Source organism: Drouetiella sp. (genome assembly GCF_059504425.1).
In genome coordinates this window covers 1-9182 of the sequence record NZ_JCACIN010000006.1, presented here as the reverse complement: position 1 = coordinate 9182, position 9182 = coordinate 1, and the positions used below count along the sequence as shown (strand labels likewise).

The 9182-nt window shown below is 50.7% G+C and carries 9 protein-coding genes; 2 read left to right on the top strand and 7 right to left on the bottom strand.

The genetic code is table 11. The features are described 5' to 3' along the window. Nucleotides 1-158: 158 nt before the first annotated feature. Entirely contained in the window at nt 159-533 is a 375-nt protein-coding gene (gene ebsA / locus AC5JMP_RS01790) for a type IV pilus biogenesis protein EbsA (protein ID WP_495849711.1), read from the bottom strand. A gap of 320 nt (nt 534-853) precedes the next feature. Here ebsA and AC5JMP_RS01785 point away from each other — a divergent pair, with 320 nt between their 5' ends. Next, nucleotides 854-2071: a BaiN/RdsA family NAD(P)/FAD-dependent oxidoreductase gene (locus tag AC5JMP_RS01785; RefSeq protein ID WP_495849710.1), complete on the top strand. Its 1218-nt coding sequence runs from the start codon at nt 854-856 to the stop codon at nt 2069-2071. 84 nt (nt 2072-2155) lie between these two features. Here the strand turns inward: AC5JMP_RS01785 and AC5JMP_RS01780 are convergent, their stop codons facing one another. Continuing rightward, nucleotides 2156-2929, bottom strand: coding sequence for a GUN4 N-terminal ARM-like repeat domain-containing protein (locus AC5JMP_RS01780; RefSeq protein WP_495849709.1), 774 nt, complete (start codon nt 2927-2929; stop codon nt 2156-2158). 76 nt (nt 2930-3005) lie between these two features. Further along, complete coding sequence (locus tag AC5JMP_RS01775; RefSeq protein ID WP_495849708.1) at nt 3006-3674, bottom strand: response regulator transcription factor; 669 nt, start codon at nt 3672-3674, stop codon at nt 3006-3008. Nucleotides 3675-4084: 410 nt separating this feature from the next. Here AC5JMP_RS01775 and AC5JMP_RS01770 point away from each other — a divergent pair, with 410 nt between their 5' ends. After that, nucleotides 4085-5503 carry an NADP-dependent isocitrate dehydrogenase gene (locus AC5JMP_RS01770; protein WP_495849707.1) on the top strand — a complete coding sequence of 473 codons (1419 nt, stop codon included), beginning with the start codon at nt 4085-4087 and terminating at the stop codon, nt 5501-5503. 61 nt (nt 5504-5564) lie between these two features. Here AC5JMP_RS01770 and AC5JMP_RS01765 read toward each other — a convergent pair whose 3' ends face one another. The 4 genes from AC5JMP_RS01765 to AC5JMP_RS01750 all read right to left on the bottom strand — a co-directional run bounded on the left by AC5JMP_RS01765 (nt 5565) and on the right by AC5JMP_RS01750 (nt 9144). Further along, the gene (locus tag AC5JMP_RS01765) at nt 5565-6359 is read right to left on the bottom strand and encodes a CAP domain-containing protein (protein WP_495849706.1); all 795 of its coding nucleotides are present in this window, start codon (nt 6357-6359) and stop codon (nt 5565-5567) included. 441 nt (nt 6360-6800) lie between these two features. Further along, a complete protein-coding gene (atpC, locus tag AC5JMP_RS01760) occupies nt 6801-7211 on the bottom strand; it encodes an ATP synthase F1 subunit epsilon (protein ID WP_495849705.1) in 411 nt (136 codons plus the stop codon). A gap of 95 nt (nt 7212-7306) precedes the next feature. Beyond that, nucleotides 7307-8764 (bottom strand): F0F1 ATP synthase subunit beta, encoded by a 1458-nt coding sequence (atpD, locus tag AC5JMP_RS01755; RefSeq protein WP_495849704.1) that lies wholly within the window; start codon nt 8762-8764, stop codon nt 7307-7309. 257 nt (nt 8765-9021) lie between these two features. After that, complete coding sequence (locus AC5JMP_RS01750; protein ID WP_495849703.1) at nt 9022-9144, bottom strand: hypothetical protein; 123 nt, start codon at nt 9142-9144, stop codon at nt 9022-9024. Nucleotides 9145-9182 lie beyond the last annotated feature (38 nt).

Below are 9182 nucleotides of genomic sequence, written 5' to 3'. Positions count from 1 at the left end.
AAAAAAAAAAAAAATTAACCCCATCTTCTTCTTTTTTTTTATAAAAAAAAACACAATTAACATTTTTATTACAAAGCTCTTTTTTTTTTTTTTTTTGGGGGCGCGCCCCCCCCCCCACAAAACCCTAATTTGCGATCTACTGAGAATACAAGGATTGCCTAATCGTCTAATCGCAGTAGCTTACGATAGAAGCCTTGGGAAAAGTCTGCGATGCGGGTTCCTTTGAACGTAAACAGTACTTCGATTAAGAAATCAACAAACTCAAAGTTCGGCAGCATTAATTCGTAGCTTAAATCGGCACTGCCATCAAATTGCAGACGGCAGCGGGTCAGCTCAGAGGGCAGAGTCGAAACGTTCCAACTCGCTACGAAAGGAATACTTTCGCCTCCCTCAATTTTACGCAGACCCTCTAAATTTCCCGTTTGGTAGAGGCTGATAGCCAGAGGCAAGGCGCTTTTTTTGCGCCCCTGGTAGTAGGGGGTGTAAACGCCGACATCACGGGGGTTAGCGGGTTGGAGTTTCTCAAGAGACATACTGAAATCTTCCTGAAGCTTGGCGAATAATAATCTTGGCAGACAGCAATCTTGGCAGACAGCAATCTTGGCAGATAGCAAGGGCTGGAAAACAAAGGTCGCAAAAGCTAATCTTCGCCTTTGAACTGCAATCTTCTGCACTAACACCAGTGTTCCCGAAGATTAAATCCAGATCATCACTGGGGCAAAAATTACTAGGGCAAGATGTCTAGCAGATGGAGTGACTTTAGCGTAAGCGACGCTCCAGTGAGATGATACAGCAATCTTGTCGCGATCGATAAAAGTATGTCTATACAGCCAGTCATAAGAGTGAGCCAGTTATGAAAGTGATTGTCGTGGGTGGGGGCGCAGCGGGATTTTTTGGGGCGATCGCCTGTGCCACTGCCCATCCCCAAGCTCAGGTGACGCTCCTAGAGGCGGGTCGTCAGCCCCTCGCCAAGGTTAGGATTTCGGGCGGCGGTCGCTGCAACGTCACTCATGCTTGCTTCGATCCAGCCACCCTAAGTCAACACTATCCTAGGGGCGGCAAAGCCCTGCGGGGAGCCTTCAGCCGCTTTCAGGCTCAAGATACAGTTGCCTGGTATGCCCAGCAGGGAGTCAAGCTCAAAACTGAGGCAGATGGGCGGATGTTTCCCATTACCGACGACTCAGAAACGATCGTCCATTGCCTGATGCAAGCCGCCCGTTATGCAGGGATAGAAGTGCGAACAGGTGCAATTGTGCAGACCGTATCTCACGCTGAGGATGTCTTTGAACTAGAGTTGAAGTCAGGAGAAAAACTGAGGAGCGATCGTCTTCTACTGGCGACAGGCAGCAGTCCTCAAGGCTATGAGCTAGTTAAGGCTCTAGGACACACGATCGAGCCGCCCGTCCCCTCGCTATTTACGTTTAACATTGCTGACCCCCAGCTCCGAGAGTTGGCAGGTGTCTCGGTCGAGCTAGCTCAGGCAAAGCTGCTGCTGCCCGACCAAAAGCCGCTGGAGCAGACGGGAGCCTTGCTGATCACCCATTGGGGTATGAGCGGTCCCGCAGTCCTTAAGCTCTCGGCATGGGGGGCAAGGGCATTGTATGACAGTCGCTATTGCGCCAAGCTGCAAGTCAACTGGCTGCCGCAACAGTCTGTAGAGCAAGTGCGATCGCTATTGCAAAACTATAAGCTAACCGAGGCAAAGAAGACGATCGCCGCGCATCCGCCTGTGGCTCTACCTCGACGGCTCTGGCAGTATTTGAACGATCGTGTGGGCATCTCTAGCGAAACGCGTTGGGCTGACCTCTCTAAGGCGGCAATGAACTCGATCGTCCAAGAACTGACCCAGGGAATTTATCAGATTCAGGGCAAAGGCGTTTTCAAAGATGAATTTGTCACCTGCGGCGGCGTGAATCTGAAGGAGATAGACTTCAAAACCATGGAGAGCCGCTGCTGTCCGGGGCTGCACCTTGCCGGAGAGATTCTGGACATTGATGGGGTAACAGGGGGCTTCAACTTCCAGAGTGCCTGGACGACGGGCTGGCTGGCAGGACAGGCAATGGGGAGGTGAGGAAGAAGGAGGGTGGATGGGTAAGAGGGTGGATGGATAGCTCCTCATCCACCCTCTTACCCATCCACCCTCTCACCCTACTTCTCACCCCCAAGCTGGATGCGATAGAAGCGCTGCCATCACCCGTACGCCCCTCAGCTGATTGGAGAGCGGCAGATGCCCTTTGGGTGCAGTTAAATTCCAGGTAAACTCCTGGGGATAGCGCGTCCAGGCATTTCCAGACTTCCAGCCGATGACGACCCAGAGAGATTCCCAATTTTTGCCCACTCCCAGCCACAGATCTCGCTGCACCGAGAAACCAAACTTGCCCTCCGAATAGACCTGCCAGAGGGTGTTGATGGTTTGCATATCGGCGATTGGCAAATCTTTTACGTCGGTAAAATACAGCCATTTGCGCTGTTCTGACGCGGCTCCTGCTAGGGCGCACAGAATTTCGATCGTCAGGCGATCGGCAGCCTGAAACTCTTGACGAGCCAGTAAATCCTGCAAAGCGCCATAGTCTATGTTTCGCTCCGATCGCCCAGACATTAGACCTTGAGGAAACTGGGCTTGCAGAAACTCCTGACATAGAGGCTGGTCGGAGGCAAGCAAAATTTGATAGGCTTTGCCCTCAATCGGGCTGGGGGAAGCAGGATTGGGAGAAGCCAAGCGGCGATCGCTCAAAAAGCTCATCAAAGCATTCAGCCCTGGTTCTCCTGATTTTTCTAACTCCTGGATTAGCTGGAGCTGAGTTTTTGCCGATTCAGACTTGAGACGGTTGAGCAAATCGGCCATGTAGCCTGAAACGCTGGCGGCAGAAATGTTGGGGTCTGCCTCAGAACGGGGGGTGCCAGGATTAGATTGTTGCAGATCGGGCATGGATCAAAAACGATGCGGCGCGAATTTGAGAATAGCTCACCTCCCACTGTATACGGAAGCGGCACCATCTAGCCCTTCATTCTTCGGCTTTTTGCTCGACGGGCGGACGGTAGCCTCGCTCGTAAGCATAGCGAATTAGCTGCGATCGGCTCTCTAGCTGAAGCTTACTGAGGATATTACTGAGGTGGGTTTGCACCGTGCGCGGACTGACAAATAGACGATCGCCGATTTGCTTGTTAGTAAATCCCTGAATGACTTCCCAAAACACCTTTTCTTCGGCAGGGGTGAGCGGCAAAGGTAGCAATGGCGGCAGCGCGGCAGGTTCAGGAGCGACAGGCGTTTGCTGCATGAGGCGAATGATTTCTGAATGAATGCGGCGCGATCGCTCAAGCTGCGACTCAATTTTTGCCACCAGTTCTTTAGGCTCAAAGGGTTTAACGAGATAGTCATCTGCGCCCATCTGGTGCCCTTGAATCCGGGCATCGACTTCGCTGCGGCTCGACAAAAAGATGAAGGGAATCAGCTGACCCGATCGCGTAGCCCGCAAGCGCCGACAGAACTCTAGACCATCCATTTCGGGCATCATCACATCTGACACAATTAAATCAGGCGGATTTTGTTCGATGGCGATCAAGGCTTCTGTACCAGACTTTGCATCCACTACGGAATAGCCCCGATTTTGCAGATATCGAATTAGGGCTGTCCTCAAGGTGATGTCGTCATCTACGATCAAAATCTTCTTCATTCAGATACCCAAGCTTTAAAAAAATAGACTTATAAAACGGTTGCCATGTTAACGACTGTTATCTAGCCGGGAAGGAGAGAAGGGTTGATGCTCGCTAAGTCCTTCTACACATATTCTTCAACATTTTCTTTAATCTTCAACATTAGACTTAATCGGAAATAAGGTTTCGAGGTTTGGAAATTGCTTTGTGGCGCGGCTCCGCCGCGCCACAAAGCAATTTCCGATAAAGTCTATTTTCTTCAGAGCAGCGAAACTTTGCGTATGGGAGACACAGACACTTCGCTACAAGAAACCGATCGCCAGAAAACGGCAAACTTACCGTACCTATTTTCAGCAGATATCGTTCTAGGTTTAGAAATCCGCTAATCTTACTTAGACACTTGCGCTTAGTAACACTAGGAATTGTCAGCATGTATGAGAAAATTGTGCCCCCTGCTACCGGATCACGAATCATCTTTAGCAACGGTGAGCCAAACGTCCCGGACGATCCCATTATTCCCTTTATTCGGGGAGATGGCACAGGGGTAGATATTTGGCCTGCTGCACAGCGGGTTTTTGATGCTGCCGTTGAGAAAGCTTACGGCGGCAAGCGGAAGATTTCCTGGTTTAAAGTTTATGCCGGAGACGAAGCTTGCGAAGTGTATGGCACCTATCAATACTTGCCAGAAGATACTCTGACTGCCATTCGAGAATATGGTGTAGCGATTAAAGGGCCATTAACCACCCCAATTGGTGGCGGCATTCGATCGCTCAATGTCGCGCTCCGCCAAATCTTTGACCTATATGCCTGTATTCGCCCCTGCAAATATTACGCAGGTACGCCTTCCCCCCACAAGACCCCTGAAAAGCTAGATGTGATCGTTTATCGAGAGAACACTGAAGACATCTACCTTGGCATTGAGTGGAAGCAGGGCAGCGAGATTGGCGATCGCTTAATCAAAATTCTCAACGAAGAGTTAATTCCTGCTACGCCAGAACATGGCAAGAAGCGTATTCCCCTCGACTCTGGTATCGGCATTAAGCCCATCAGCAAAAACGGCTCTCAGCGACTCGTGCGCCGCGCCATCAGTCATGCCCTGCGGTTGCCCAAAGCTAAGCAGATGGTGACGCTGGTACATAAAGGCAACATCATGAAGTACACCGAGGGCGCGTTTCGCGACTGGGGATACGAGCTGGCAAAGAGCGAATTCCGCCAGGAGTGCGTTACTGAGCAAGAGTCCTGGATTTTGGGCAACAAAGAGAAGAATCCTGACCTCAGCATTGAAGATAATGCCCGCCAGATTGAGCCAGGTTACGACTCACTGACGGCAGAGAAAAAAGAAAAGATCTGCCAGGAAGTGCAGACTGTTCTGGATGAAATCTGGGCAACCCACGGCGAGGGCAAGTGGAAAGAGAAAATCATGGTCAACGATCGCATTGCCGACAGCATCTTTCAGCAGATTCAGACCCGCCCAGATGAATACTCGATTCTGGCAACAATGAACCTAAACGGCGACTACCTATCGGATGCGGCGGCGGCGATCGTGGGTGGTTTGGGTATGGGACCTGGGGCAAATATTGGCGATGCCTGCGCCGTGTTTGAGGCAACCCACGGCACAGCTCCCAAGCACGCGGGGCTAGATCGAATTAATCCAGGTTCCGTCATTCTCTCTGGTGTCATGATGCTGGAGTTCATGGGTTGGCAAGAAGCCGCCGACCTGATCAAGCAGGGCTTAGGAGCCGCCATTTCTCATGGGGAAGTGACCTATGACCTGGCGCGAATGATGGAGCCTCCCGTCGAGCCATTGAAGTGCTCGGAATTTGCAGAGGCGATCGTCGCCCACTTCTAGAGCCGCTTTGTGATTCTGGATTCTGGACTTTGGATTCAGAGTCCAGAATCCTACCTTTCTTCTATCGTCCCGGAGTCGCAAAATCCTGTGTCCAGTAGTATTGATAGGGTGTCTGACCAGAGTCATTGGCTAGGAAGTAAAATCCCACTCCAATTTCTTTAACTTTTGAATACAAAATATTAGCCCGATGTCCTGGACTGTTCATCCATCCTGCGACAACGGCTTCTGGTGTAGCATAGCCAGCCGCAATGTTTTCGCCAACGTTCAGGTAGCTATAGCCTTGAGCAGAGACGCGATCGGCGGCTTTAGACCTATCAGATCCCATGTGATTGAAGAAGTCATTTAGCGCCATATCGCGGCTATGGGCATAGGCTGCCGCCGAAAGCTTTGCGTTGAGTTTGAGCGCGGGCAAACCTGCCTGAGCACGCTGAGCATTGGTTAAATCCACGACTCGCTGCACAAAATCATTGCTGGAGACGGCACGCTGACCACCTGAGCTTTTTTGAGCAGAATCGATCGCCAGACTAAGCTTGTATTTGCTGCTTCGATCGCCTGAAACACGAACATAGTAAGTTCCCTGCTCTACGGTCTGTGTCAGCGATTCTGGAGACAGACCTGACCTATCCGATCGCCCTACAGTCTTGCCCTTGCTGTTGAGCAGGGTCAGGCTAGCGTTAGCTTTCAGCTCGGTCAGAGAAAGGCTGAGATCGCCTTGACTACAGCGAATTCGATAGAGCCGGCTGAGATTAGATGGCTCAAGTTGTCCTCTGTAGGTGCGACGATCGCCGCTATTTAAGCTCAGACGAGCAGCAGTTGTGGGATTTGAGGCAGTTTTTAGATCGCTTGCCAATTTCATAGCTATGCCTAAGACGTAAGGAGGTCGGCATAGCTAGATTCGGCTTTCTTTATCTAAAAATGGTCAGTGTTTATGTCTAAATTTAGACATAGATTCTTAAAAATTCGTGTTTATACGTAAAGTTGTTACAGTGTAAAAGATGTCAATTTATCATGAATATCCTTGCTATACATGGCTTTAGATCATATTCTGAGGTAAATTGAACAATATGAAATATAAAGAAATTATTTAGACAAAAAATAATTTATACATAATAACAATTTGAATTGGAACCACGACAGATCCCGGTACGGGCTTGGCAATGCCAAGCCCCTTCTGAGGTTTGATGTGCCCACAAATTCGTTTAAATCGGTATAAGTTGCGGCAGCTGCTAAAGCACAAAAAAGCGAGACATCGCAATGTCTCGCACCTGATTCATTTCCGCTAGTTTTTCAGAATTAGCTAGGGCTGTACGCCACCTGCTGCCTGAAAACGGGCACGAGCGCGACGCAATGCCCTATCTGCTTTGTTTTGCTCTTGGCGATCGCCACCCCGCGATTGATTAAATCGGGTTTCAGCTTCGCTGTAGGCCTGACGGGCAGTTTCCCGATCGATCTTATCGCCCCGCTCAGCACCGTTAACTAGCACCGTGACTTCGTCATTTTCAACTTCTGCAAACCCACCCATCAGGGCGATCGTCACCCACTCTTTGTTGTCACGCACCCGCATCACGCCGATGTCCAATGCGCTAAGCAACGGCGCGTGCCCGGTCAAGATACCGAGCTGTCCGGTTGTGCTGGGTAGAATGACTTCCTCAGCATTGGAGTCCCAGACGGTTTTGTCTGGAGCAATTACACGTACGGTTAATGTCATAGTTAGCTTTAGATTAAATCAGGGGAGTAAATTGGGTCAGCGTGATGGGTGTCAGTCCGATCGGTTGACCGAGCCAACACCCGCCAGCGGTTCTCCTACTTGCCTTCTGCCTTCATTTTCTCCCCTTTGGCGATCGCTTCATCGATATCGCCCACGAGGTAAAATGCCTGCTCAGGCAAGCTGTCCAACTGACCCGACAGGATCATTTGGAATCCCTTGATGGTCTTTTCTAGGGTGACGTACTTTCCAGGCGCACCCGTGAAGACTTCAGCCACAAAGAAGGGCTGGGACAGGAAACGCTCGACCTTACGAGCACGGGCAACGATGAGGCGATCGTCTTCAGACAATTCATCCAGACCTAGAATGGCGATGATGTCTTGCAGTTCCTTATAACGCTGAAGCGTTGACTGAACCGCGCGAGCCGTACCGTAATGCTCAGCACCCACAATGTTGGGCTGAAGCATGGTAGAGGCAGAATCCAGCGGGTCTACAGCTGGGTAGATGCCTTTTGCTGCCAGACCGCGGGACAGTACTGTTGTACCATCCAGGTGGGCAAAGGTGGTTGCCGGAGCTGGATCGGTCAAGTCATCCGCCGGAACGTAAACGGCTTGAATCGAGGTAATGGAACCCTCAGTCGTTGAGGTAATCCGCTCTTGTAGGTCGCCCATGTCGGTGCCCAAGGTCGGCTGATAGCCTACCGCAGAAGGCATCCGACCCAAAAGCGCCGACACTTCAGAACCCGCTTGGACAAACCGGAAGATGTTATCCACAAACAGCAGCACGTCCTGCTTGTTGACATCGCGGAAGTATTCTGCCATGGTCAGACCCGACAGACCCACACGCATTCTAGCTCCGGGCGGTTCGTTCATCTGACCGTACACCAACGCAATTTTGGAGTTTGCGGGCGTATCTTTGTCAATTACACCCGACTCAATCATTTCGTTGTAAAGGTCATTGCCCTCGCGGGTGCGTTCGCCCACGCCAGCAAAGACCGACACGCCGCCATGCTGCGTCGCAATGTTGTTGATTAGCTCCATCATGATGACGGTTTTGCCGACACCCGCGCCGCCAAACAAGCCAATTTTGCCGCCCCGACGGTAGGGAGTCAGCAGGTCAATCACCTTGATGCCTGTTTCAAACACCGACGGCTTAGTTTCCAGGTCGGTAAGCTTAGGAGCAGCCCGGTGGATAGGAGAAGTGTCTTGCGTATCGACAGGCCCTTTGTTGTCTACAGGCTCTCCCAAAACGTTAAAGATTCGCCCTAGGGTGCCGACACCGACTGGAACACTGATGGGAGCGCCCGTGTCCGTTGCCTCCATGCCACGCACCAAGCCATCTGTGGTACTCATGGCAACAGCGCGAATCTGGTTATCGCCCAGAAGCTGCTGCACTTCGCAAGTGACGGAAATCGCTTGTCCGGCTGAATTTGTACCTTTAATAACGAGGGCGTTATAAATTCGAGGCATTTGTCCTGCCGGGAACTTTACGTCTAGGACGGGACCGATAATTTGGGTAACTTGACCGACGTTGGTTTTTTCTGCTGTGGTGACCATGCTTGCGCCTATCGTGTGATCAGCTTCTAATAAAGACTTGACTAGAGACTTGAAAAAAGCCTGAACGTTTGTAATCTCGCCAGTTTCCAGATTATCACTGAATGGCGCTCTTAAGAAATCTTGAAATTAGAGCGCTGCCTACATTTAAATTCAACAGCGCTACCCGCTTAGATCCGATGAGTTATTTTTAAGGGTCGCGTAGCTCTCAGAAAATAACTTGTCCTGACTCAATGACGTAGTGCCGTACCTGTTTGGCTCTACTGGCAGTCTTGATCTGCCGCTTTACGCAGGGCACCTAGCAGCGTTGAGACAAATACGCACCGCCTGAGGCGATCGCTCTCACTTGTCTTTAGCGTCAGCTTCCCCAACAAGCCATTCATCTAATAGAAAAAACCCTGTAAATCAAGGCCTTTAAGAT